Consider the following 23,106-nt stretch of genomic DNA (forward strand, 5'->3'; position numbering starts at 1 on the left):
TGCGTCAAGCGCACCGCCGCAAGCGAGGTCACACGCGGAACTGATCCATCAGGCTCTGCTGCTGGTTGGCCAGGCTGTTGAGGGACTGGCTGACCCGCGCCGATTCGTTGGCTTGCTCCGACAGCGACTCGGTGACGTCACGGATGGTCGCCACGTTGTTGTTGATTTCCTCGGCCACTGCGCTTTGCTCCTCGGCGGCGCTGGCGATCTGCAGGTTCATATCGGTGATCACCGTCACCGCGTCGCCAATCTGACGCAGGGCGGTCACTGCCTGGCTGACCTGCTCGACGCTGCCCTGGGCCTGGCGATGGCTGTTGCCCATGGCGCCGACCACATCCTGGGTGCCGCTTTGCAGGTGCTCGATGACCTGGCGGGTTTCCTCCACCGATTCCTGGGTGCGTCGCGCCAGGTTGCGCACTTCATCGGCAACCACGGCAAACCCGCGCCCGGCCTCACCGGCACGGGCGGCTTCGATGGCGGCGTTGAGCGCCAGCAGGTTGGTCTGCTCGGCGATGGCGCGAATCACCTCCAGTACCGAGCCGATTTTCTCGCTGTTGGCGGCCAGGCCTTCGACCTGGGCCATGGCGGTGCTCATGTCGGCGGCGAGGCTGTCGATGCTGTGGGTGGTGCGGTCGATCACGGTCAGGCCCTGGCGTGTCGCCTGGTCGGCATCGCGCGCGGCTTGCGCGGCCTGGGCGGCACTGCGGGCGACGTCCTGGGCGGTGGCGCTCATTTCGTGGGAGGCGGTGGCCACCTGGTCGACCTGACGGTACTGCTGCTCCATGCCAGCGCTGGTCTGGGTGGCGATGGCCGAGGACTGATCGGCGGTGCCGCGCGCGTCCTGCACCGAGCGTTTCACCTCGGCGATGATCGGTTGCAGTTTGTCGAGGAAACGGTTGAACCAGCCGGCCAATTGCCCGAGTTCGTCTTGCTTGTCGTAGGCCAGGCGCCGGGTCAGGTCGCCTTCGCCGCTGGCGATGTCCTGCAGCATGTCGGCGACGCCGAGAATCGGCCGGGTGACGCTGCGGGCCATCAGCCACACCAGCAGCAGGCCGATGATGGCGGCCACCAGGCCGAGGCTCAGTTCGATCAGGGTGCCGCTGGTGTTGCTGGCGTCCAGCTCCTGCTTGAGGGCTTCGGCCGGGCCGACCAACACCTTTTCCGGCACATCGAGCAGTACGCCCCAGGGCTTGCCGCCGGGAATTGGCTCGAACGGCGACAACACTTTCAGTTGCTCGTGATTGCGCAGGCTTTGGGTCTGCAGGCTGCTGCCGAGCATACGCAGTAATTCGGCGCCGCTGTCCTTGTCCACCGCAGTCAGGCGCTGGCTGAGTTTGCTGGCGTCGGGGCTGTAGCCGGCAAGCAGGCCCACGGGGCTCAAGATGCTGACGGCGGTCTGGCCATCGTAGAGTTTGCGGCTGGCTTGCTGGCTGATCGCCTGCAGGCTGTTGAGGTTGATGTCCACCGACAGCGAGGCGATGACTTTGCCGTCGACCTGCAGCGGGAAGACGATGCTGGTCATCAGCACGTTCTGGCCGTCGATCACGTAGAAGTACGGTTCGATCACGCACGGCTTGAGGGTGCTGCGCGGGCAGGTGAACCAGGCGTTGGCCGGCTCGCCGCTGTGGGTTGCGACCAGTACAGGGCGAAGCGGCCCTTGTCGTTGCTGCCCAGCTCATGCTGGCCGGCGAAGAGTTCGTCCTTGCCATCCAGGGCGTTGGCTTCGAACACCAACGATAGGCCGAGCAGTTGCGGGTTGGCTTGCAACGCCGATTTGACCTGGCGGGTCAGGTCTTCACGCAGGTCGTAGGCGTCGAGGAAGCGCTTTTGCGCCTGATCGCGCAAGAACAGCACCTGGCGCGAGAAACCGTGACCGTATTGATAGGCGTCCATGAACTGCTGGCGGATACCCAGCGCCTGCACTTCACCCTGGGCTTCGATGCGCGCTTGCGCCGCCTCGTTGAGCATGCTCATGCTCGAAGCTTTCACCAGCGCCGAACTGTGCTCCATGCGATACAGCGACAGACCCACCAGCAAGGTCACGATGGCGGCCAGGCAGAGGCCGGCCAGCAGGGTGATTTTCCATTGAATCGACAGCTGTCTGAGTGACATGGAGGCGCCCCTAAATCGATAAATATCCAAGACTTTGCCCTGTAACGGCACCGCCAGCGCTTTCTTGAGCGTGAGGGCCGGGGGCGGCCACGGAAAACAAAAGCCGACGCCTGCACTTGCAGCTTGGGGCGGCATGGGGCACAGTGCGCGCCCTCTAATAAAACCTCCATTTCATCCGGTGTCGGCGCGTGCAGCTGGCTGGCCGGTCTCTACCCGTTTGCGCCGGTTTTTATCGGCGATCTGCTTTGAGGTAACCATGATTAATGCTGTCATTGCCGCGGTCGGCATCATGCTGGTGCTCAGCCTGTCACGTGTGCATGTGGTCATCGCGCTGATCATCGGCGCGCTGGTCGGTGGCCTGACCGGTGGCCTGGGGATCGAGGCGACGCTCAAGGCGTTCAACAGTGGTTTGGGCGGCGGCGCGACCGTGGCCTTGTCCTACGCCTTGCTCGGCGCTTTCGCCGTGGCGATTGCCAAGTCGGGCCTGGCCCATGCACTGGCGGACAAGGCCCTGGCCCTGGTCGACCGGCAAGACGCCCATGGCGGTGGTCAGGTCAAGTGGCTGCTGATCGGCCTGCTGTGGATCGTCGCGATTGCCTCGCAGAACATTTTGCCGATCCACATCGCCTTTATCCCGCTGCTGGTGCCGCCGCTGCTCTACGTGCTGACCAAGCTGCAACTGGATCGGCGGTTGATCGCCTGCGTCATGACCTTCGGCTTGATTACCCCTTACATGTTCCTGCCGGTGGGCTTTGGCAACATCTTCCTCAATGAGATTCTGCTGGCCAACGTGGCCAAGAGCGGGGTCGACATCAGCGGCATCAACGTCACTCACGCCATGGGCATTCCGGCGCTGGGCATGGTTTTCGGCCTGTTGCTGGCGTTTGTCAGCTATCGCAAGAAGCGCGTGTACGACCTGGAGAAAATCGAGCGGGTCGAGCAGGTCGCGGTGCAGTACAACCCACTGACGCTGTTGGTGGCCGGCCTGGCGATTGCTGCGGCGTTCATCATTCAGTTGCTGCTGGATTCGATGATTATCGGCGCCCTGGCCGGCTTCCTGATCTTCTCGGTGTCCGGTGTCGTGCGCTGGCGCGAGACCGATGATCTGTTCACCGAAGGCATGAAGATGATGGCGATGATCGGCTTCATCATGATCGCCGCCTCGGGTTTTGCCGAAGTGATGAAGGCCACCGGCGAGGTGCAGACCCTGGTCGAAGCCTCGGCCTCGTGGATCGGCCACAGCAAGGGCATTGGTGCGTTGTTGATGTTGCTGGTGGGGCTGCTGGTGACCATGGGCATCGGCTCGTCGTTTTCCACGGTGCCGATCCTCGCCGCTATCTTCGTGCCGCTGTGCGTGCAACTGGGCTTCAGCCCGCTGGCGATCGTCTGCATCGTCGGCACCGCCGGTGCCCTCGGCGACGCTGGCTCACCGGCCTCGGACTCGACCCTGGGTCCAACCTCCGGCCTGAACATCGACGGCCAGCATCACCACATCTGGGACACCGTGGTGCCGACTTTCCTGCATTACAACCTGCCGTTGCTGGCGTTTGGTTGGGTGGCGGCGATGGTGTTGTGATGGGGGGGATGACTCACCCACATGGGTTACAAATCAGTTCACTCACATAGGTAACAGTTTTTCTGGCTGGCGCGGCCCTCTGTAGGAGCTGGCTTGTCGGGACGCCGCATCGCAGCGAAAAACGAGAGATCACCGCGTGCATTCTGGATGCGCGCGTCATCGTTCACGACCATCGCGACGGTGCGACGATTCGACAGGCTCGCTCCTACAGGAAAAGCTCGATCTGCTTTGGCTTTTGATTTTGATCCACCGGCCCCGTTACAGAAGGCTGAGTGGAGGCATGCATCCGAGGGGAGCGCGTAGCGCGCTGCGGCGAAGCCGCAGTCATCGAGAGGAGGTGCCAGCGAAGCCAACCGGAGGCGATGACCCGCGGATGGATGCCGGAGCGAAGGTACGCCGAGCCTAGGCGAGGGGGCCGGATGTTGGGGCAAGACTTTTTGGGTACTTTTGTGGCGTTTGACAAAAGTGCCTCGCTGTAAGAGCGAAACCATAAGTCGCCGTTACCGCAGGAATGGATATGTACGCCGTTAATCAGCCTTCGCTGGCAAGCCAGCTCCTACAGGGGTGAAATTCAATCCCCCCGCACATCCCGCATCAACAGCCCAAATCGCAGGTCCACCGCATCCGGAATTGGCAGGTAAACGGTGTGGCCGTCACCGGGCGCCACCTGCAGCGCCTCGCCCTGGGCGTTTTGCAGTTCATGCAGATCGAAGTGAAAGTTGCCCTTGGGCGTCATCAGTTCCATGTGATCGCCCAGGGCAAAACGGTTCTTCACCTTGACCTCGGCCAGGCGCTCACGCCGCTCCCCCGTCAACTCGCCAACAAACTGCTGGCGGTCGCAGACTGAACTGCCGTTCTGGTAGTTCTGGTACTCGTCGTGGACGTGGCGGCGCAGGAAGCCTTCGGTGTAGCCGCGCTGGGCGAGGGATTCGAGGTCGGTCATCAGGCTGCGGTCGAACGGCAGGCCGGCCACCGCATCGTCGATGGCCCGGCGGTAGACCTGAGTGGTGCGCGCGCAATAGAAGTGCGATTTGGTCCGGCCTTCAATCTTCAGCGAGTGCACGCCCATCCGCGTCAGGCGCTCGACATGCTGCACCGCGCGCAGGTCCTTGGCGTTCATGATGTAGGTGCCGTGTTCATCCTCGAAAGCCGGCATCAGTTCGTCGGGACGATTGGCTTCCTGCAGCAGGAACACCTGTTCGGTAGGTGCGCCGATACCCAGGGTCGGTTCCGGGACATAGCTCTGGACAATATCCCCAGCGAGGTTTTCCAGGGCCGGTTGCGCCGAGTACTTCCAGCGGCAGGCATTGGTACAACTGCCCTGGTTGGCATCGCGCTTGTTCATGTAGCCCGATAACAGGCAGCGGCCGGAGTAGGCCATGCACAGCGCGCCATGCACGAACACTTCGAGCTCCATGGTCGGCACCTGCTGGCGAATTTCCTCGATTTCTTCCAGCGACAACTCGCGCGAGAGGATGATCCGGCTTAAACCCTGCTGCTGCCAGAACTCGACGCTGGCCCAGTTCACCGTGTTGGCCTGTACGGAAAGGTGGATCGGCATCTGTGGAAAGTGCCGGCGCACCAGCATGATCAATCCCGGGTCGGACATGATCAGTGCGTCCGGGGCCATCTCGATCACCGGTGCCAGGTCCTTGAGGAAGGTCTTCATCTTGGCGTTGTGCGGGGCGATGTTGACCACTACATAGAAGCGCTTGCCCTGAGCCTGGGCTTCGCGGATGCCGAGGGCCAGATTGGCGTGATCGAACTCGTTGTTGCGCACCCGCAAGCTGTAGCGCGGCTGCCCGGCGTACACCGCATCGGCGCCGTAGGCGAAGGCATAACGCATGTTTTTCAGGGTACCGGCGGGGGCGAGCAGTTCGGGCGGAGCGAGTGTCATGGCGAAGTCGACCGTAAAACGCGCGAGGGTAAGACAAAGGCCGGGGACGATTATTGATCTGGATCTATTTTCGCTGCACAAACCACGGCACTCGGCCGTTTCGCCGCGGACTAAGCCTTTAGACAGACGCAGTGGGCGTTTTGCTAAATGGACCGGCCATGAACCACACCTCAATACAAAACAAATCGCTGATGGTACTGCTGGTACTGGTAACCATCGCCTTCATCTGGATTCTGCTGCCGTTCTACGGCGCGGTGTTCTGGGCAGTGATCCTCGGCATTGTGTTTGCACCCATGCAGCATCGCCTGCAACTGAAATTCGGCTGGCAACGCAACCTGACCGCGCTGTTCACCCTGGGCATCTGCCTGGTGATCGCGATCCTGCCGGTCATTGTCACCGGTGTGTTGCTGGTGCAGGAGGGGGCGACGCTCTACAAGAACATCGAAAGCGGCCAACTGGACATCGCCAGTTATGTGGCGCAGTTCAAACACAGCCTGCCGCCGTATTTCCAGCACCTGCTGGACCGCTTCGGCATGGGCGAGTTGAACGGCCTGCGGGAGAAAATCGTCAAGAGCGCGATGCAGGGCAGTCAGTTTCTCGCCAGCCAGGCGTTCAGCTTCGGCCAGGGCACCTTCGAGTTCGTGGTGAGCTTTTTCATCATGCTGTACTTGTTGTTTTTCTTTCTGCGCGACGGTGCCGAACTGGTGCGCAAGGTCCGGGCAGCGGTGCCGCTGGAAGAAAATCAAAAACGCCGGCTGCAGCTCAAGTTCAACCGCGTGGTGCGCGCGACGGTCAAAGGCAACCTGTTGGTGGCGGTTACCCAGGGTGCCTTGGGCGGCTTGATTTTCTGGTTCCTCGACATTCCCAGCGCCTTGCTCTGGGCGGTATTGATGGCGCTGCTGTCGCTGTTGCCGGCGGTGGGGGCGGGGATCGTCTGGGTGCCGGTAGCGGTCTGGTTCCTGCTCAGCGGTGCAATCTGGCAAGGCGTGGTGCTGGCGTTGTTCGGGGTATTCGTGATCGGCCTGGTGGACAACGTCCTGCGCCCGGTACTGGTGGGCAAGGACACGAAGATGCCGGATTACCTGATCCTGATCTCGACCCTTGGCGGGCTGGGCATCTTTGGCCTCAATGGCTTCGTCATCGGGCCGTTGATCGCCGCATTGTTCATCGCCAGCTGGGGCCTATATGTCGAAACCAAGCCCAAGGTGCAATTACCTTAGGCCAGGACGAAGCCGCTGAGGCGTTGCGACAGTTCCTGGGCGGCGGGCAGCGAAGTCAGCGGACCACTGATGGCTTCGCCGTCCTGCACCAGGTACCAACAGGCGAGCAACCCCAGCTCTCTGAGGGGGGCAGGAACGGCGCTACCAATCACGGACATGATCTGAACCTGGGACATAAATACCTCCATCAATCGATGGAGCTACCTTAACGGCGCGCGGGTCCCGGGAAAAATCACTGCGCTCGATAGTCGACATTGACGTCGTTGACGTCGTCAGTCGACCACCTGGTCGAGCATGTTCATGACTTCGTGGTCATTGAGCAGGCCTTTGCGCACCAGGTTCTCTGCCAGCAACGAGAGCAACTTGGCGCTGCGATGCCCCTCGAGGTGCTTGAGTTCGGTCAGGGTGTTGTAGACCTTACTGGCGGTACCGAGGCCAACGATGCGATGGGGGTTTTGCGTGGGCATAAGGGTCGTCCTTGTTTTTATTGAGCGTTGTGGCGGACAGGCCAGAGCTTGCTGGCCTGTCGTGACATAAATATGACAGAGGAGTGATAGGGCCGGGGCATTCGTCCGATTCATCATGGCGCATCCAGGCGCAGTCGCTGTTCCAGCAGCGACCTTGGCAGGATTTATTCAGACATTTGCCAGCCCGCCTGACGAAAACAGGCCCCGTTTTTTGACGGAGCCTGTTGCGTTATAGACCATCATTTACCAACGTGGGCCGTAATAACCGTGGGGCGGGCCGTAGTAGCCATGTGGCGGGCCGTAATACACCGGCGCCGGACGGTAGTAGATCGGCTGCTGCACATACACCGGTTGCGGCTGGTAGTAGACCGGTGGCGGTTGCTGGACGTACACCGGCTGCGGCTGCACATAGACCGGCTGCTGCACGTACACCGGGCGCTGCGAGTTGGCGATCACCGAACCCGCGACCACGGCACCCACTACCGCGCCGACCGCCGCCGGTGCACCCCAGCCGTAGCCATAGCCACCGCCGTGGGCTTGCGCCTGGCCGGCAACAGCCAAGGCGCCGATCAACAAGGCAATTGCAGGAAGTTTAAGGCTCATGATGGTTCCTCACAGATCCTCCCCTGGCGCCCGGTCTGCAATAGACCGGGAATGGTCGCGGGGATAACTCTCAGACAGCGTTTTTTGGTGATTTGACAACGCGCGTGGGTAAATTTTGTGTAAGGTCAGAACCGCTGTTCATGCCCGTCCGCTAAGCGCTGGCGGCGCTACAGCCATGATTGATCAAAGCCGATGGGCTGGCGATTGCCGTCCATCCGAACGTGCGCACCGAAGGAGCTCCACATGCAGATGAACCCGAACAAAGACACCCAACTGTGCATGTCGCTATCCGGGCGTCCTGGGAATTTCGGCCTGCGCTTTCACAATCATTTGTACGAGCAATTGGGCCTGAACTTCTATTACAAGGCCTTCAGCAGCCAGGATTTGCCCGGCGCCGTGACCGGGATCCGCGCCCTGGGCATTCGCGGTTGTGGCGTGTCCATGCCGTTCAAGGAAGCCTGCATTGCCTTGGTCGACGAGCTGGATGCCTCTGCCGCGGCGATTGCCTCGATCAATACCATCGTCAACACCGACGGTCATTTGAAGGCTTACAACACCGACTACATTGCTATCGAGCAACTGCTCAAGACCCACGGCGTGCCCAAGGATTCGACCTTCGCCCTGCGTGGCAGTGGCGGCATGGCCAAGGCCGTGGCCAGCGCCCTGCGCGACGGCGGCTACGCCAATGGGCTGATTATTGCGCGCAACGAAAGTGCCGGACGCGCCCTGGCGGATGCCCTGGGTTATCGCTGGCAGGCAGAGTTGGCTGAGGAGCGTCCGCAGATGTTGATCAATGTCACGCCGATCGGCATGACCGGCGGTAGCGAGGCCGATCAACTGGCGTTTTCCGCCGAGGTGATTGACGCCGCACAGACGGTATTCGATGTGGTAGCGATTCCCTCGGAAACGCCGTTGATCGTGCACGCGCGGGCGGCCGGCAAGCGGGTGATCACCGGTCTGGAAGTGATCGCCATCCAGGCGCTGGAGCAGTTCGTTCTCTATACCGGCGTGCGCCCCAGCGAGGCGCAGTTCCAGCAAGCGGTGGCGTTTGCCCGCAGTTGACCCGCGGCCAGCGATTTATTCGAGGCGGGCCAGGCGTTCTTCGAGTGCGGCGATCCGCGCTTCCAGTTCTTCGATGCGCTCCACTGACACACCGCTGGTGCTGCTGCGTTCCACCGGGTTCTGTCGGGCGGCGAGAATCGCTTCCATGTCCGCTGGATCACCCAGGGCGTGCATGTAGCGGTCTTCGCGCTGGCCCGCCTGGCGCGGAATCAGCATCGCCAGGCCACGGGCAATCAGGCGCTCCAGTTGATGCACGACCTGCTCGGCGTCCTCGAAGTCATGCATGCGGCCGCTGCGGGTCAACAGTTCGTTGACGGTCTGTGGGCCGCGCAGGAACAGCAGGCCAGTGAGGATGACCTGGGCCGGAACCAGCTCCAGCGCCTTGTCCAGGCGATGCTCCCAGCGATCGGCGCGGCTACCCATCACCAGCCGGGCAAAACCCCGGCCTTCGAGCGCGCGCAGGCTTTGCCCGACCTGGCCCTGGCTGAGGTTCATCACCGGTTCGCGGCTGGTTTTCTGGTTGCAGGCAATGACCACGGCATTCAGGGTCAGCGGGTAGGTTTCCGGACTGGTGGCTTGCTTCTCGATCAGCGAGCCGAGGATCCGCAGTTCCGTGCTGCTCAGGCGCAGTGCGTCGTCGGTGGAGGTGTCGTGTTCGGTGCTCATCGCGCTTTCCCTATCCAGTCGAAGGCGTCTAGCCTAATCCTTGCACGGTAAAAGACAAGCCGCACGCGGCCCTCGGCAGGGCTATAATCGCGCCACGCTGTAGACCCTTCTCCCCGCACCCTCCACAAGAGACTGCCATGACCATTTCCCTGTACGCCGCTTCCGTTCCCGTATTCAAGCAAATGCTCAATGCCCTGAGCGATGTGCTGAACAAGGCCGAGGCCCACGCCACCGCCAAGAACATCGAGCCGAATGCCTTGCTCCAGGCACGCCTGTTCCCGGACATGTTCCCGCTGGTCCGCCAGGTACAGATCGCGGTGGATTTCGCCAAGGGCGTTTCGGCGCGCCTGGCTGAAGTCGAGCTGCCGAAATACGACGACAGCGAAGTGACCTTCGCCGATTTGCAGGCGCTGATTGCCAAGGTGCTGGCGTTCATCGACGGCATCCAGCCTGCGCAGATCGATGGCAAGGAAGGCATCGAGATCGTGACCCGTCCGGGCACGCCGAAAGAAAAACGCTTCAGTGGCCAGTCCTACCTGCTGAGCTACGGCCTGCCGCAGTTCTTCTTCCACGTCACCACCACCTACGCGATCCTGCGTCACAACGGTGTGGAAGTTGGCAAGCGCGATTACATGGGCGCGTTCTAAAGCTGCACAAAAAAGCCCGCCCTGGTGTGAGCCAGGGCGGGCTTTTTGTCGCCTGCGGTTTTTACGCCGCTTGCTCGTCGCGCTCTTCCTCGGCCAGGCAGGCCGCGGCGGTGAACAGCACGTCGGTGGAGGAGTTGAGGGCGGTTTCCGCCGAGTCCTGCAACACACCGATGATGAAACCGACGGCGACTACCTGCATGGCGATTTCGCTGGGAATGCCGAACAGGCTGCAGGCCAGCGGGATCAACAGCAGCGAGCCGCCGGCGACACCGGAAGCGCCACAGGCGCAAATCGCCGCGACCACGCTGAGCAGCACGGCGGTCGGCAGGTCCACGGCAATCCCCAGGGTGTGCACGGCGGCCAGGGTCAGCACGGTGATGGTGATCGCCGCGCCGGCCATGTTGATGGTCGCGCCGAGCGGGATCGACACCGAGTAGGTGTCTTCATGCAAGCCCAGGCGCTTGCTCAGTTCCAGGTTGACCGGAATGTTCGCCGCCGAACTGCGGGTGAAGAAGGCGGTGATCCCGCTTTCACGCAGGCAAGTCAGCACCAGCGGGTACGGGTTGCGACGCAGCTTCCAGTAGACGATGGCCGGGTTCATCACCAGCGCGACGAACAGCATGCAGCCCAGCAGCACGCCCAGCAGGTGCAGGTAGCCGAGCAGGGCGCCGAAGCCGGAAGTGGCCAGGGTCGAGGCCACCAGGCCGAAAATGCCCAGCGGCGCGAAGCGAATCACCACGCGCACGATCAGGGTCACGCCGTTGGACAGGTCATCGAGTACGGTGCGCGTGGTTTCGCCGGCGTGGCGAATGGCGATGCCCATGCCGATGGCCCAGGCCAGGATGCCGATGAAGTTGGCGTTCATCAGTGCGCTGACCGGGTTATCGACCACGCTCAGCAGCAGGCTCTGCAGCACTTCTGTGATGCCGCCCGGCGCGGAAACCGCGATGTCGTGGGTCGACAGCACCAGGCTCGACGGGAACAGAGTACTGGCCACCACCGCGACTACCGCCGCAGCAAAGGTGCCCAGCAGGTAGAGGAACAGGATCGGACGGATATGGGTTTCCTGGCCGTGCTTATGATTGGCGATCGAGGCCATGACCAATATGAACACAAGGATCGGCGCGACCGCTTTCAGGGCCGAGACAAACACTTTGCCGATGAAGCTGGTGGACTTCGCCACTTCCGGCGCCAACAGGGCCAGGGCAATGCCGGCGATCAGGCCGATGACGATCTGGGTCACCAGGCTGGTGCGGGTGAATCGTTGCAAAAGAGTGGGCGGGGCAGCAGTCATAACGGTATCTCTGTTTTTTTTAAGGTGTCGCGGATCCCATGAGCCTGCCGGCAGCAACGGGCAGGCTGGCAGGACAGGCGGGCAACGCGAAATCGGTCATGGCTGAACGATGTCAGCCTGGCGCGGGGGCGCGGACTTTAGCACAGCGTAGGCAATTTCCTTCAGGCCTGTGACGATTGGACGCCGGGCCAGTCGACCCGCGTTTCCCCGTGCGGGCCCCATTCTGGTAAGCTGCGCCATCCTTTTTTATCTGTCCCAGTGAGCCTTCAGGCTGTCGCTGGCGTTGTCGTTTTCCCGGAGTTAACCATGTTGTTGCCCATTCTCCTGTTGTCTGCCGCCGGCTTCACCGTGCTGACCACGGAGTTCGTGATCGTCGGACTGTTGCCGTCGATTGCCCGCGACCTCGACGTCAGCGTGTCCCAGGCCGGGCTGTTGGTGACCCTGTTCGCCTTCACCGTGGCCGCCTTCGGCCCGTTCCTGACCGCCTTTTTTGCCCGGTTCGAGCGCCGGCGCCTGTTCATCAGCGTGCTGGTCCTCTTCGGCCTGGCCAACACCTTGGCGGCTCTGGCCCCGAACATTTGGGTCATGGCGGTGGCGCGGCTGATTCCAGCGCTGGGCTTGCCGGTGTTCTGGGCGCTGGCCAGTGAGACGGCAGTGGACATCGTCGGGCCGGACTACGCCGGGCGGGCGATTGCCAAGATCGGTTTTGGAATTGTCTGCGCCACTGTGTTCGGCATCCCGGTGGGTACCCTGATCAGCGATGCGTTCGGCTGGCGCAGCGCGTTTGCCATCCTCGCGGTGATTGCCCTGGCCAAGGCTTTGCTGCTGTTTATCTACCTGCCGAAAACCGACCTGCACAAGCAGCAGGTGAGTTTGCGTTCGCAGTTCAAGATCCTGCGCAGTCCACTGATGCAGGGCCATGTGCTGCTGTCGATCCTGGTCTTCAGCGGCATGTTCACCGCCTACACCTACCTGGCCGATATCCTTGAGCGCCTGGCCGGATTCGACGGTACGGTCGTCGGCTGGTGCCTGATGGGCTTCGGCGCGGTCGGGCTGATCGGTAATTCGCTGGGTGGGCGCATGGTTGATCGCCATCCGCTGATCGCGTCGATGGTGTTCTGCGCCTTCATGATCGGCGGCATGGTGGCGCTGGTGCCGAGCATTCACTCGACGCTAGGGCTGGCGGCGGCCATGGGCGTGTGGGGCGTGACTCAGGCGGCGCTGTTCCTGGTCAGCCATGTGCGCTTGATGAAAGCGGCACCGCAAGCGCCAGCCTTTGCCGCGTCGCTGAACATTGCCGGGGGCAATCTGGGCATTGGCCTTGGCGCGCTGGTAGGTGGACGGGTGATCGACACCCTGGGCCTGGGCAGCCTGGGCTTTGCCGCGGCAGGTTTTATCCTGGTGTCGATCCTGCTGGCGCTGCTGCTGATGAAAACCAAGGCGGCGCCGGTCTGCGCCTGATCGCTTAAATGTGGGTAAAGAGTTCGCGACGGGCGCCTTCGGTAATCGCCACGATGCCGGGGTGCTTGACCTTGCGTTCCACTGAGATCGCGTAGAACGACTCGGTGACGGCATCGGTCTGGCCGATCAGCTCGACACCGTACTGGCGCCGCACCTCATCGGCAATCACGCTGGGGCCGATGAAAATCCCGCTGCCGGATTGGCCGAACGCCTGCATCAGGGCACTGTCATCGAATTCGCCGACGATCCGCGGCTGGATTTTCTGCTCGGCGAACCAGCGTTGCAGGCGATTGCGCACCACGGTTTCCTGGCCGGGAATCAGCAGCGGGGCGCCGTGCAGGCATTGGGGGAAATCGCTGCCGTGGCGTCGCGCCAGCTCGGCGGTGGCAAAAAAACTGATTCCGCATTCGCCGAGTTTCTGGCTGTAGCCTTTGATGTCCAGGTGCGAAGGCATCGGGCTGTCGGAGATCACCAGGTCCAGGCGCTGGATCGCCAGGTCGGCCAGCAGCCGTTCGAGTTTGTCCTCGCGGCAGGTGATGCGCAGCGGCTCGCTCAAGTCCATGGTCGGCGCGATCAGGCGATAGACGATGGATTTGGGCACCACATCGGCGACCCCCACCCGAAACACGATCTGTTGCTCATTGGGCTGGGCCCGCAGCAGGGCTTCCAGTTCCCCGCCGAGGGCAAACATCTGTTCGGCGTAGGGCAGGGCCTGGCGGCCGGCTTCGGTGAGTTCCAGCTGGCGGCCGACCCGGCGAAACAACTCGATACCGTAAGTCTGTTCGAGCAGGCTGATCTGCCCGCTGATGGTTTGCGGGGTCAGGTTCAGTTGCTCGCAGGCGCGCACAATGCTGCCGGTCTTGGCCACGACCCAGAAGTAGTGCAATTGTCGATAGTTGAGCATGGCGATCGCCGATTCGTAAAAACCGAAGTATAACCGCTGAAAATACGAATTTTCCTGAAGTGTTGGTCTCCTTAGAATGTTTCGCTATGTGTGAGGGCAGGAACCTGTGGGAGCGGGCTTGCCCGCGATGAAGGTGATGCCTGTGTCAGGTAGTGCGTGTCATCGTTCTTCGCGGGCAAGCCCGCTCCTACAAAAACCGTCACAGACCGATCCGTTATCGAATGAGGAAAGCATGAAGTCATTCAAATCCCTGGCCGGCGCATCGTTGCTGGCTTTCTCCGCACTGCTGCTGACCGGATGCGACCAGGCGGAAAAAAGCGCCCAGCAGTTGATGGCGCAAGCCGCCGAATCCGCCAAACAGGCGATCGACGATACCCACAAAGCCGCGGTGCAAGCCTTGAGCGATGCCACCGGCACTATCATCGGCAAAAAAGACAGCGACGCCGATGACGAGAAAAAAGACAGTTCTTCGCAAGAAATCTAACCGCCCAATACCGAGTCAGGACTGACCCATGGATTACCTGTTACAGCTTGCCGCAAGCCCCACCGCCTGGGTCGCCCTGGCCACCTTGATCGTCATGGAAATCGTGTTGGGTATCGATAACCTGATCTTTATTTCGATCCTCACCAACAAACTGCCTGAGCAGCACCGGGCCAAGGCGCGGCGGATCGGCATCAGCATGGCGCTGATCCTGCGTTTGGGCCTGCTGAGCACCATTGCCTTCATCGTGCAGTTGACGGCGCCGGTGTTTGAAGTGTTTGGCCACGCGTTCTCCTGGAAGGACATGATCCTGATCGCCGGTGGTCTGTTCTTGTTGTGGAAAGCCACCACGGAAATTCACCACAGCATGGACCCGTCGCCCGAGGACCCAACCTCGAAGACCTCGACCGTGACCCTGGGTTTTGCCGCTGCTATCGGTCAGATCCTGATGCTCGACCTGGTGTTCTCCATCGACAGCATCATTACCGCCGTCGGCATGACCGAGCATTTGCCGATCATGATCATCGCGGTGCTGGTGTCGGTGCTGGTGATGTTGCTGGCGGCCGAACCGCTGGCCAAGTTCATCAATGACAACCCGACCGTGGTGATGCTGGCCCTGGGCTTCCTGATCATGATCGGCATGACCCTGATTGCCGAAGGTTTCGGCGCCCATGTGCCTAAAGGCTACGTCTATGCGGCCATGGCCTTCTCGGCAGCGATCGAGGTGTTGAACATGCTGTCGCGTCGGGCGCGGCAGAAGCGGCTGCCTGAACAGGCTTGACGCTGGGAGTTGATCAGGACGGCTGTCTGCCCCTTCAGGTGCAGGCGGCCGTTTTACGTTGTGGCTCAGTGCGCCGAAGCGTGGGGCGGCGAGGGTTCATCGCTGGCGGCCGGCGGTTCGGGCTCGTGGTACGCCGGATGGTGCCGCCGGGTGATGCGCATCACCCCCCAGAGCATCGCCGCGGCAACGGCCAGCCAACCGGCTATCAGCATCAGGATAATCGTCGTCAGGCTCATCAGTGCCTCCTCTTTGCCCTGTGGCGGGCACACACTTCTCGCAGGTCTCAGTCTAGCTGCTGGACGGTGACAGACTATTGACCAATAGTCGTGAGTCACCAATGAGTTTGCTCTATCGGCGCCAGACAACTGCCGTTTCAGGCTATAGCGCTGCTATCATCCTGCCCAAGCCTGGACGCTGACCGCCTGGCACTTGGACAAATGAGTGATGATCTTGCCGCTACTTCCTCGATTGCGCTTCGCCCTGCTGGCTGTCGCCTGCGCCATGAGCCTGGCCGGCTGTGCCGGCAGCGTTCAACCTGAAATCAAACGCCTGCCTGAGCGTGTCGAGCTCAGTGGCCGGTTCTATCGCGGCGACGCCTATCAGGGTGGACCGCAAACCCTGGCCAGCGTTCTATCGCAACAGGGGGTGGTGATCACTCCGGGATTGCTGGAAAAGCCGTTGCATCTACCGGGCGCCGAGGCACAGTTGCAGCAGAACATGCAGCAACTGGCGCGCGAGTACGGGATGGTGGTCTATCCGCTGGACAGCAATCTGCCGGCATTGCTGACGCAGGTGGCGGCGGGCTATCCGGTGTGGCTGCGTTACAGCGACGGCTCGGCCTTCTGGAAGACGCCACGCTACGCGCTATTGGCCGGTTACAACCGGCAGAAGCAGACGGTACTGCTGCGCTCGGGCCTGGAAAAACGCGTGCTGATGAGCTTTAAATCGTTCGAGTCGGCCTTTATCGACGCGGGTGGCTGGGCGGTGCTGGTGCAGGCTCCGAACCAGATTCCGGCCAAGGTCGATCGTCAGCGCTGGCTGAATGCTGCCAGCGAGTTGAACCGGGCCGGGCAGGAGCAGGCCGCGGCCAGGGCGGTTCAGGCACTGAATACTCAGCCATGAAAAACGGCGCCCTCGGGCGCCGTTCTCGTTACTGCAGGATTATTCCGCGGTCTGCGCCACGCCGGTCTGGCGGGCCTTGAGGTTCTTGTCGGCCTTGTATTGCAGGGCCACCGCCGGCACGGTGCTGCTCTTGCCGGTTTCGACCCACTGGCGGATGCGGCTGGCATCGGCAAAGTGCGTGTATTTGCCGAACGCGTCGAGGATCACCAGCGACACCGGGCGATCAGCCATACGGGTGACCAGCACCAGGCAATGCCCGGCCTGGTTGGTGAAGCCGGTCTTCGTCAGCTGGATGTCCCAGTTGTCCTTGCGCACCAGGTGATCGGTATTGTGGAAACCCAGGGTGTAGTTGGGTTTGCGGAACGCCACGGTCTTTTCCTTGGTGGTGCTCAACTCGCTCAACATCGGGTACTTGCGCGCCGCCTGCAGCAACTTGCTCAGGTCGCGGGCGGTGGAGACGTTGCTGGTCGAAAGGCCGGTCGGTTCCACATAGTGGGTGCTGGTCATGCCCAGTGCCTTGGCCTTGGCATTCATCGCCGCAATAAAGGCCGCGTACCCGCCCGGGTAGTGGTGGGCCAGGCTGGCGGCGGCGCGGTTTTCCGAGGACATCAGGGTAATCAGCAGCATTTCCTTGCGCGGCAGCTCGCTGTTGAGCTTGACCCGCGAGAACACGCCCTTCATTTCCGGGGTGTCGCTGATCGACACGGAAATGTATTCCTCCATGTTCTGCTTGGCTTCCAGCACCACCAGGCCGGTCATCAGCTTGGTGACCGAGGCGATGGGCACCACCACGTCAGGGTTGCTGGCGTAGATGATCTTGTTGGTCTGCAGGTCGATCAGCATCGCGCTGCCCGAGGCAATGTGCAGGTTTGATGTATCACGGGGGGCTTGGGTGGTTTCACGAGCGTCGACGCTCGGCGTGAGGAGGCTGCCTGAAAATGCAAAAAAGAGGCTCAGGATAGAAAGACGGATTTTCACGCGAGTAGACTCGAAAGATGTGGGTATGCCGTTTTGCAACGGGCTTTTTCAGGAAAAGCGTTACATTTTATGAGCGTAGCTGAGGAACTGTCGAATGTTCTTCGGGGAGCGGGGCAAAGCCCTTGTTTTCGGGTAAAAAACAGCGTTTTTCGAGGGGCAGGCGACAGTCGGCATTAAAACGCGAAACCCCGCCGGAAGGGGCGGGGTTTCGGGTGCAGCCGTGGATTGCCCTGAGCGTTAGCCGTGCAGGGTCTCCGCGGCGTACAGGGTGTTTTCCAGCAGGCAGGCACGGGTCATCGGGCCGACGCCGCCGGGCACTGGAGTGATCCAGCCAGCGCGGGGCAGGGCGGTTTCGTAGATCACGTCGCCGACCAGTTTGCCGTCGTCCTGACGGTTGATGCCGACGTCGATCACGATCGCGCCTTCCTTGATCCACTCACCCTTGACCAGGCCCGGCTTGCCGGCAGCTACTACCACCAGGTCGGCACGGCCGACGTGGCCGGCCAGGTCCTTGGTGAAGCGGTGGGTGACGGTCACGGTGCAACCGGCCAGCAGCAGTTCCATGGCCATCGGCCGACCGACGATGTTGGAAGCGCCAACGACCACGGCGTCCATCCCGTACAGATCGACGCCGGTGCTTTCCAGCAGGGTCATGATGCCCTTCGGCGTGCACGGACGCAGCAATGGGATGCGCTGGGCCAGGCGGCCGACGTTATAAGGATGGAAACCGTCGACGTCTTTATCCGGGCGGATGCGCTCCAGCAATTTGGAAGCGTCGAGGTGCTCGGGCAGTGGCAGTTGCAGGAGCACGCCGTCGATGTTCGGGTCTTCGTTGAGGCGATCGATCAGGTCGGTCAGGGCTTGCTGGCTGGTGTCAGCCGGCAGGTCATAGGCTTGGGAGAGGAAGCCGACCTCTTCACAGTCTTTACGCTTGTGCGAGACATAAACCTGAGAGGCGGGATCGCTGCCGACCAGGATCACCGCGAGGCCGGGCGTGCGCAGGCCTTGCTGGCGACGCTCGGCAACTCGTTTGGCGATCTGCTGGCGCAGGCTGGCGGCGATCGATTTGCCGTCGATTAGTTGTGCAGTCATTGCGCGTGATTAACCATCGAGAGGGAGAAGAAAAGAGCATGCATTCTCGCATGCCGTGGCGTGAGGGCAAAGGCGCTTGGTCTGCAAATTCCCCTAAGCCCTTTAATTAAATGAATTTTTCTCAAAAAGCATTTGACGACCTGCGGGGCTCTCTATACTATTCGTCGCACTTGTCGGGCACAGCCTAGCACTGGTTAAGAAGGTTGAGCGGAATTACGGTTCTGCAAAGCTGGAAAGCATTTAGTTTGTAGTCCTCCAAGAGTACAGATTAATAAGGCGCCCGTAGCTCAGCTGGATAGAGCATCCGCCTTCTAAGCGGATGGTCGCAGGTTCGAGTCCTGCCGGGTGCGCCATTAGGCAGCTTTGGCACAAGTAACGCGATATGGTGGGCGTAGCTCAGTTGGTAGAGCACGGGATTGTGACTCCCGTTGTCGTGGGTTCGATCCCCATCGTCCACCCCATATTTCGAAAGGCGCCCGATGTAACAGTCTGGCGCCTTTGCTTTAAAGGCTTCAACTCGCGGATGTGGTGGAATTGGTAGACACACTGGATTTAGGTTCCAGCGCCGCGAGGCGTAAGAGTTCGAGTCTCTTCATCCGCACCAAATAAAGCTTCAGGCATGCCCAAAAGGTGCGTTTGAAGCTCGACAAAGAAGTGTTTGGCTTCTTCGTCACGCAATATGGTGGGCGTAGCTCAGTTGGTAGAGCACGGGATTGTGACTCCCGTTGTCGTGGGTTCGATCCCCATCGTCCACCCCATATTCCGAAAGGCGCCAGATTTAACAGTCTGGCGCCTTTTTTGTTTTTCGCGGCTGTAAATTCCGCGGCCGCCGGTTGCGGGTCGCAGGGGCAGGGCGATTCGTCGCATTTTTGTTTCGCGATGATGCCGTGCTGCCCGTCGATCCTGCTTGCAGGTTCGGCGGTCGGGGTTCGATTCGTGCTGCTCTTCTATATAAGGAAGGGTTGGTGCAGGGCCCTGGCGTGATGAGTTGAATTTGCCACTGGGGCGAGGTGTATCCGTGCATTCGCCCCTATAAATCGCCTGCTGTTTTTTTACCCGTTTTCAGTAGGGTGACTTCTTGAGTTTGACCCACTAGAATGCATGCCCTTGATTCTGGGGTCGGAAACGGCCGGCTAACGTCTGTGCAACGAGGAATATCCATGCAAGTTTCTGTTGAAAATACTTCTGCTCTTGAGCGCCGCATGAGCATCACCGTGCCAGCTGAGCGCATTGAGACTCAAGTCAACAAGCGTCTGCAGCAGACTGCCCAAAAGGCCAAGATTGCAGGCTTCCGTCCTGGCAAAGTGCCAATGAGCGTGATCCGTCAGCGTTACGAAGCTGATGCGCGTCAGGAAGCAGTAGGTGACGTGATCCAGGCTTCCTTCTACGAAGCGGTCGTCGAGCAAAAGCTGAACCCAGCGGGTTCGCCATCGATCGAGCCGAAATCCCTGGAAGCAGGCAAGGACCTGGAATACGTAGCCGTATTCGAAGTGTTCCCTGAGTTCACCGTTGCCGGCTTCGAAGGTATCAACGTCGAGCGCCTGAGCGCTGACGTGACTGATGCCGATCTGGACAAGATGCTGGACATCCTGCGCAAGCAGAACGTTCGTTACGAAGCAGTCGATCGCGCTGCCCTGGACGAAGACCAACTGAACATCGATTTCGTTGGCAAGGTCGACGGCGAAGTATTCGCTGGCGGTTCCGCCAAGGGCACCCAGCTGGTCCTCGGCTCCGGCCGCATGATCCCGGGCTTTGAAGAAGGCCTGGTGGGCGCCAAAGCGGGCGAAGAGCGCGTTCTGAACCTGACCTTCCCGGAAAACTACCAGAACCTGGACCTGGCTAACAAAGCCGCCGAGTTCACCGTGACCGTCAACTCGGTTTCCGAGCCTAAGCTGCCAGAGCTGACCGAAGAGTTCTTCGCCCAGTTCGGTATCAAGGAATCGGGCATCGACGGTTTCCGCGCCGAAGTTCGCAAGAACATGGAGCGTGAACTGCGTCAGGCGATCAAGTCCAAGGTCAAGAACCAGGTAATGGACGGCCTGCTGGCTGCCAACCCGATCGAAGTGCCAAAGGCCCTGCTGGACAACGAAGTGAACCGTCTGCGCGTGCAGGCTGTTCAACAGTTCGGCGGCAACATCAAGCCTGACCAACTGCCGGCCGAGCTGTTCGAAGAACAAGCCAAGCGCCGCGTAGTACTGGGTCTGGTTGTGGCTGAAGTGGTCAAGCAATTCGACCTCAAGCCTGACGAAACCCGCGTTCGCGAGCTGATCCAGGAAATGGCTTCGGCCTACCAGGAACCAGAGCAGGTTGTGTCCTGGTACTACAAAAACGAGCAACAACTGAACGAAGTCCGTTCGGTTGTGCTGGAAGAGCAAGTTGTGGATACTGTTCTGCAGAAAGCTAGCGTGACCGACAAATCGGTCTCTTACGAAGAAGCGGTCAAGCCGGTAGAAGCTCCACAAGCCGACTGATTGTTTTTGCGTTAGAAGCACACACCATAAGCCAGCTTTCGAGCTGGCTTATGCGTATTCAAGACATAACTATTTGGGAGTGACTGCAGAGCATGTTCCGTAATTCGTATATTCAGCAGAACTCTGATATCCAGGCCGCTGGCGGCCTGGTCCCGATGGTTGTCGAGCAGTCTGCTCGTGGCGAACGCGCCTATGACATCTATTCGCGCCTGCTCAAGGAGCGAGTGATCTTTCTGGTTGGTCCGGTAGAGGACTACATGGCCAACCTGATCTGCGCGCAACTGCTGTTCCTTGAAGCGGAAAACCCGGACAAGGACATCCATCTCTATATCAACTCCCCGGGCGGTTCGGTGACAGCGGGCATGTCGATCTACGACACCATGCAGTTCATCAAGCCGAACGTGTCGACCACCTGTATCGGCCAGGCGTGCAGCATGGGTGCATTCCTGCTGACAGCCGGTGCCGAGGGCAAGCGTTTCTGCCTGCCTAACTCGCGCGTGATGATTCACCAGCCACTGGGCGGTTTCCAGGGCCAGGCCTCGGATATCGAAATCCACGCCAAGGAAATCCTCTTCATCCGCGAGCGTCTCAACACGCTGATGGCCAAGCACAGCGGCCGCACCCTGGAAGAAATCGAGCGCGATACCAACCGCGACAACTTCATGAGTGCAGAAGCCGCGCGTGAATACGGCCTGATTGACGAAGTGATCACTCAGCGCCCCGCGTAAATCAAGCAGCGCAAAACAGGCGTGATCGGCGAGTCCGATCACTGGCGGGCTTGAAAAAGCCCGCAATAGCCTTCATCTTGTGTTGCAAGCCTATCGGATTTGGATCGAACGAATGACTGACACCCGCAACGGCGAGGACAACGGCAAGCTGCTCTATTGCTCCTTCTGTGGCAAAAGCCAGCATGAAGTGCGCAAATTGATTGCCGGCCCCTCGGTCTTTATCTGCGACGAGTGCGTCGACCTGTGCAATGACATCATCCGCGAGGAGGTGCAGGAAGCACAGGCAGAGAGCAGCGCGCATAAATTGCCTTCGCCTAAAGAAATCAGCGGCATCCTTGACCAGTATGTGATTGGTCAGGAGCGTGCAAAAAAGATTCTTGCCGTAGCGGTGTACAACCACTACAAGCGCTTGAACCAGCGTGACAAGAAGAATGACGACGTCGAACTCGGCAAGAGCAACATTTTGCTGATCGGCCCGACAGGCTCGGGTAAGACCCTGCTTGCCGAAACCCTGGCCCGCTTGCTGAACGTTCCGTTCACCATCGCCGACGCAACCACCCTCACCGAGGCTGGCTACGTGGGTGAGGATGTCGAGAACATCATTCAGAAGCTGCTGCAGAAATGCGATTACGACGTAGAAAAAGCTCAGATGGGCATTGTCTACATCGATGAAATCGACAAGATCTCGCGCAAATCTGACAACCCGTCGATCACCCGTGACGTTTCCGGTGAAGGCGTGCAGCAGGCCCTGCTCAAGTTGATCGAAGGCACGGTCGCTTCCGTTCCGCCGCAAGGTGGTCGCAAGCACCCGCAGCAGGAATTCCTGCAGGTCGATACCCGCAACATCCTGTTCATCTGCGGTGGTGCGTTCTCTGGTCTGGAAAAGGTCATTCAAAACCGTTCCACCAAAGGCGGCATCGGCTTCAACGCAGAAGTTCGCAGCAAGGAAGAAGGCAAGAAAGTCGGTGAGTCCCTGCGTGAAGTCGAGCCTGACGATCTGGTCAAGTTCGGTCTGATCCCGGAATTCGTCGGTCGTCTGCCGGTGCTGGCGACGCTGGACGAGCTGGACGAGGCTGCGCTGATGCAGATCCTCACCGAGCCGAAAAATGCCCTGACCAAACAGTATGCCAAGCTGTTCGAGATGGAAGGCGTAGACCTGGAGTTCCGCGCCGACGCGCTGAAATCGGTCGCCAAGCGTGCCCTGGAACGCAAAACCGGTGCTCGTGGATTGCGCTCGATCCTCGAAGGTGTGCTGCTCGACACAATGTACGAAATCCCCTCGCAGTCCGAGGTGAGTAAAGTTGTGATCGATGAAAGCGTTATAGAAGGCAAGTCCAAGCCACTGTATATCTATGAAAACAGTGAGCCGACTGCCAAGGCAGCGCCAGACGCCTAAGCGTCGCACTGGCGGTTTAAAGAAGGGGCCTTCGGGCCCCTTTGCTTTTATGGTAAATCGTCAAGGAATCAGGCTTCTTTCGCACGATCTTTGGCGCACTTTCTTTATCCGCTTGTTTTTTTCCAAAGCAGCCCCCATCTTGGTTTCA

Annotated in this window: 21 protein-coding genes, 4 tRNA genes and 1 pseudogene; 15 read left to right on the forward strand and 11 right to left on the reverse strand. The window is 60.5% G+C overall.

Annotated features, from left to right (window positions below):
• Positions 1-28: 28 nt before the first annotated feature.
• A pseudogene (locus tag ACZYR5_RS19760) lies at positions 29-2,112 on the reverse strand (methyl-accepting chemotaxis protein).
• A 259-nt stretch (positions 2,113-2,371) separates the two neighbouring features.
• Here ACZYR5_RS19760 and ACZYR5_RS19765 point away from each other — a divergent pair.
• Positions 2,372-3,688, forward strand: a complete 1,317-nt coding sequence (locus tag ACZYR5_RS19765; protein WP_489091231.1) for a Na+/H+ antiporter family protein — start codon at positions 2,372-2,374, stop codon at positions 3,686-3,688.
• A gap of 571 nt (positions 3,689-4,259) precedes the next feature.
• Here the strand turns inward: ACZYR5_RS19765 and trhP are convergent.
• Positions 4,260-5,585, reverse strand: a complete 1,326-nt coding sequence (trhP, locus tag ACZYR5_RS19770; RefSeq protein ID WP_489091141.1) for a prephenate-dependent tRNA uridine(34) hydroxylase TrhP — start codon at positions 5,583-5,585, stop codon at positions 4,260-4,262.
• A 158-nt stretch (positions 5,586-5,743) separates the two neighbouring features.
• Between trhP and ACZYR5_RS19775 the strand changes: the two genes are divergently transcribed.
• Positions 5,744-6,805 (forward strand): AI-2E family transporter, encoded by a 1,062-nt coding sequence (locus ACZYR5_RS19775; RefSeq protein ID WP_489091142.1) that lies wholly within the window; start codon positions 5,744-5,746, stop codon positions 6,803-6,805.
• On the opposite strand, the gene ACZYR5_RS19780 is transcribed toward ACZYR5_RS19775, so the two are convergent.
• The 3 genes from ACZYR5_RS19780 to ACZYR5_RS19790 form a co-directional block, all read right to left on the reverse strand.
• Positions 6,802-6,981: a hypothetical protein gene (locus tag ACZYR5_RS19780; RefSeq protein ID WP_489091143.1), complete on the reverse strand. Its 180-nt coding sequence runs from the start codon at positions 6,979-6,981 to the stop codon at positions 6,802-6,804. The two genes, ACZYR5_RS19775 and ACZYR5_RS19780, sit on opposite strands and share 4 nt — an antisense overlap.
• 96 nt (positions 6,982-7,077) lie before the next feature.
• Positions 7,078-7,272, reverse strand: coding sequence for a hypothetical protein (locus ACZYR5_RS19785; RefSeq protein ID WP_489091144.1), 195 nt, complete (start codon positions 7,270-7,272; stop codon positions 7,078-7,080).
• A 243-nt stretch (positions 7,273-7,515) separates the two neighbouring features.
• The gene (locus tag ACZYR5_RS19790; protein ID WP_489091145.1) at positions 7,516-7,875 is read right to left on the reverse strand and encodes a hypothetical protein; all 360 of its coding nucleotides are present in this window, start codon (positions 7,873-7,875) and stop codon (positions 7,516-7,518) included.
• A gap of 243 nt (positions 7,876-8,118) precedes the next feature.
• On the opposite strand from ACZYR5_RS19790, the gene ACZYR5_RS19795 reads away from it, so the two are divergent.
• Positions 8,119-8,937 carry a shikimate 5-dehydrogenase gene (locus tag ACZYR5_RS19795; RefSeq protein ID WP_489091146.1) on the forward strand — a complete coding sequence of 273 codons (819 nt, stop codon included), beginning with the start codon at positions 8,119-8,121 and terminating at the stop codon, positions 8,935-8,937.
• Between the two features lie 15 nt (positions 8,938-8,952).
• On the opposite strand, the gene ACZYR5_RS19800 is transcribed toward ACZYR5_RS19795, so the two are convergent.
• Positions 8,953-9,603 carry a YceH family protein gene (locus ACZYR5_RS19800; RefSeq protein ID WP_489091147.1) on the reverse strand — a complete coding sequence of 217 codons (651 nt, stop codon included), beginning with the start codon at positions 9,601-9,603 and terminating at the stop codon, positions 8,953-8,955.
• Between the two features lie 137 nt (positions 9,604-9,740).
• Here ACZYR5_RS19800 and ACZYR5_RS19805 point away from each other — a divergent pair, with 137 nt between their 5' ends.
• Positions 9,741-10,250 carry a DUF1993 domain-containing protein gene (locus ACZYR5_RS19805; RefSeq protein WP_489091148.1) on the forward strand — a complete coding sequence of 170 codons (510 nt, stop codon included), beginning with the start codon at positions 9,741-9,743 and terminating at the stop codon, positions 10,248-10,250.
• A 61-nt stretch (positions 10,251-10,311) separates the two neighbouring features.
• Here ACZYR5_RS19805 and sstT read toward each other — a convergent pair whose 3' ends face one another.
• A complete protein-coding gene (gene sstT / locus ACZYR5_RS19810; protein ID WP_489091149.1) occupies positions 10,312-11,544 on the reverse strand; it encodes a serine/threonine transporter SstT in 1,233 nt (410 codons plus the stop codon).
• Between the two features lie 306 nt (positions 11,545-11,850).
• On the opposite strand from sstT, the gene ACZYR5_RS19815 reads away from it, so the two are divergent.
• Positions 11,851-13,005 (forward strand): MFS transporter, encoded by a 1,155-nt coding sequence (locus ACZYR5_RS19815; protein WP_489091150.1) that lies wholly within the window; start codon positions 11,851-11,853, stop codon positions 13,003-13,005.
• A 4-nt stretch (positions 13,006-13,009) separates the two neighbouring features.
• Here the strand turns inward: ACZYR5_RS19815 and nhaR are convergent, their stop codons facing one another.
• On the reverse strand, positions 13,010-13,909 hold the full coding sequence (nhaR, locus tag ACZYR5_RS19820; RefSeq protein WP_489091151.1) for a transcriptional activator NhaR: 900 nt from the start codon (positions 13,907-13,909) through the stop codon (positions 13,010-13,012).
• Between the two features lie 232 nt (positions 13,910-14,141).
• Between nhaR and ACZYR5_RS19825 the strand changes: the two genes are divergently transcribed.
• Positions 14,142-14,393: a hypothetical protein gene (locus tag ACZYR5_RS19825; protein ID WP_489091152.1), complete on the forward strand. Its 252-nt coding sequence runs from the start codon at positions 14,142-14,144 to the stop codon at positions 14,391-14,393.
• Positions 14,394-14,421: 28 nt separating this feature from the next.
• A complete protein-coding gene (locus ACZYR5_RS19830) occupies positions 14,422-15,171 on the forward strand; it encodes a TerC family protein (protein ID WP_489091153.1) in 750 nt (249 codons plus the stop codon).
• Positions 15,172-15,236: 65 nt separating this feature from the next.
• On the opposite strand, the gene ACZYR5_RS19835 is transcribed toward ACZYR5_RS19830, so the two are convergent.
• Positions 15,237-15,440: a hypothetical protein gene (locus tag ACZYR5_RS19835; RefSeq protein ID WP_489091154.1), complete on the reverse strand. Its 204-nt coding sequence runs from the start codon at positions 15,438-15,440 to the stop codon at positions 15,237-15,239.
• 175 nt (positions 15,441-15,615) lie between these two features.
• Here ACZYR5_RS19835 and ACZYR5_RS19840 point away from each other — a divergent pair, with 175 nt between their 5' ends.
• Positions 15,616-16,293, forward strand: coding sequence for a C39 family peptidase (locus tag ACZYR5_RS19840; protein ID WP_489091155.1), 678 nt, complete (start codon positions 15,616-15,618; stop codon positions 16,291-16,293).
• A 39-nt stretch (positions 16,294-16,332) separates the two neighbouring features.
• Here ACZYR5_RS19840 and pbpG read toward each other — a convergent pair whose 3' ends face one another.
• A complete protein-coding gene (gene pbpG / locus ACZYR5_RS19845; protein WP_489091156.1) occupies positions 16,333-17,271 on the reverse strand; it encodes a D-alanyl-D-alanine endopeptidase in 939 nt (312 codons plus the stop codon).
• A gap of 237 nt (positions 17,272-17,508) precedes the next feature.
• Positions 17,509-18,363 (reverse strand): bifunctional methylenetetrahydrofolate dehydrogenase/methenyltetrahydrofolate cyclohydrolase FolD, encoded by an 855-nt coding sequence (gene folD, locus ACZYR5_RS19850; RefSeq protein ID WP_027618774.1) that lies wholly within the window; start codon positions 18,361-18,363, stop codon positions 17,509-17,511.
• Between the two features lie 276 nt (positions 18,364-18,639).
• On the opposite strand from folD, the gene ACZYR5_RS19855 reads away from it, so the two are divergent.
• The 7 genes from ACZYR5_RS19855 (at position 18,640) to clpX (ending at position 22,958) form a co-directional block, all read left to right on the forward strand.
• Positions 18,640-18,716 (forward strand) — tRNA-Arg (locus ACZYR5_RS19855).
• Positions 18,717-18,748: 32 nt separating this feature from the next.
• Positions 18,749-18,824, forward strand: a tRNA-His gene (locus tag ACZYR5_RS19860).
• A gap of 58 nt (positions 18,825-18,882) precedes the next feature.
• Positions 18,883-18,967, forward strand: a tRNA-Leu gene (locus ACZYR5_RS19865).
• A gap of 78 nt (positions 18,968-19,045) precedes the next feature.
• Positions 19,046-19,121: transfer RNA gene (locus ACZYR5_RS19870), tRNA-His, on the forward strand.
• 402 nt (positions 19,122-19,523) lie between these two features.
• Positions 19,524-20,834 (forward strand): trigger factor, encoded by a 1,311-nt coding sequence (gene tig / locus ACZYR5_RS19875; protein WP_489091157.1) that lies wholly within the window; start codon positions 19,524-19,526, stop codon positions 20,832-20,834.
• A gap of 92 nt (positions 20,835-20,926) precedes the next feature.
• Positions 20,927-21,562, forward strand: a complete 636-nt coding sequence (gene clpP / locus ACZYR5_RS19880; protein WP_489091158.1) for an ATP-dependent Clp endopeptidase proteolytic subunit ClpP — start codon at positions 20,927-20,929, stop codon at positions 21,560-21,562.
• A gap of 112 nt (positions 21,563-21,674) precedes the next feature.
• Positions 21,675-22,958, forward strand: a complete 1,284-nt coding sequence (clpX, locus tag ACZYR5_RS19885; RefSeq protein WP_027618777.1) for an ATP-dependent Clp protease ATP-binding subunit ClpX — start codon at positions 21,675-21,677, stop codon at positions 22,956-22,958.
• Positions 22,959-23,106 lie beyond the last annotated feature (148 nt).

The organism is Pseudomonas sp. F007 (assembly GCF_057814275.1).

What these genes read in the sequence shown, in the direction of transcription:
- ACZYR5_RS19830 (WP_489091153.1), top strand. Translation starts at nt 14,422, where the DNA reads ATGGATTACCTGTTACAGCTTGCCGCAAGCCCCACCGCCTGGGTCGCC.
- folD (WP_027618774.1), bottom strand. Translation starts at nt 18,363, where the DNA reads ATGACTGCACAACTAATCGACGGCAAATCGATCGCCGCCAGCCTGCGC.
- ACZYR5_RS19795 (WP_489091146.1), top strand. Translation starts at nt 8,119, where the DNA reads ATGCAGATGAACCCGAACAAAGACACCCAACTGTGCATGTCGCTATCC.
- clpX (WP_027618777.1), top strand. Translation starts at nt 21,675, where the DNA reads ATGACTGACACCCGCAACGGCGAGGACAACGGCAAGCTGCTCTATTGC.
- sstT (WP_489091149.1), bottom strand. Translation starts at nt 11,544, where the DNA reads ATGACTGCTGCCCCGCCCACTCTTTTGCAACGATTCACCCGCACCAGC.
- ACZYR5_RS19805 (WP_489091148.1), top strand. Translation starts at nt 9,741, where the DNA reads ATGACCATTTCCCTGTACGCCGCTTCCGTTCCCGTATTCAAGCAAATG.
- ACZYR5_RS19790 (WP_489091145.1), bottom strand. Translation starts at nt 7,875, where the DNA reads ATGAGCCTTAAACTTCCTGCAATTGCCTTGTTGATCGGCGCCTTGGCT.
- trhP (WP_489091141.1), bottom strand. Translation starts at nt 5,585, where the DNA reads ATGACACTCGCTCCGCCCGAACTGCTCGCCCCCGCCGGTACCCTGAAA.
- ACZYR5_RS19775 (WP_489091142.1), top strand. Translation starts at nt 5,744, where the DNA reads ATGAACCACACCTCAATACAAAACAAATCGCTGATGGTACTGCTGGTA.
- ACZYR5_RS19800 (WP_489091147.1), bottom strand. Translation starts at nt 9,603, where the DNA reads ATGAGCACCGAACACGACACCTCCACCGACGACGCACTGCGCCTGAGC.
- tig (WP_489091157.1), top strand. Translation starts at nt 19,524, where the DNA reads ATGCAAGTTTCTGTTGAAAATACTTCTGCTCTTGAGCGCCGCATGAGC.
- ACZYR5_RS19780 (WP_489091143.1), bottom strand. Translation starts at nt 6,981, where the DNA reads ATGTCCCAGGTTCAGATCATGTCCGTGATTGGTAGCGCCGTTCCTGCC.
- ACZYR5_RS19815 (WP_489091150.1), top strand. Translation starts at nt 11,851, where the DNA reads ATGTTGTTGCCCATTCTCCTGTTGTCTGCCGCCGGCTTCACCGTGCTG.
- ACZYR5_RS19840 (WP_489091155.1), top strand. Translation starts at nt 15,616, where the DNA reads ATGATCTTGCCGCTACTTCCTCGATTGCGCTTCGCCCTGCTGGCTGTC.
- clpP (WP_489091158.1), top strand. Translation starts at nt 20,927, where the DNA reads ATGTTCCGTAATTCGTATATTCAGCAGAACTCTGATATCCAGGCCGCT.
- ACZYR5_RS19785 (WP_489091144.1), bottom strand. Translation starts at nt 7,272, where the DNA reads ATGCCCACGCAAAACCCCCATCGCATCGTTGGCCTCGGTACCGCCAGT.
- nhaR (WP_489091151.1), bottom strand. Translation starts at nt 13,909, where the DNA reads ATGCTCAACTATCGACAATTGCACTACTTCTGGGTCGTGGCCAAGACC.
- ACZYR5_RS19825 (WP_489091152.1), top strand. Translation starts at nt 14,142, where the DNA reads ATGAAGTCATTCAAATCCCTGGCCGGCGCATCGTTGCTGGCTTTCTCC.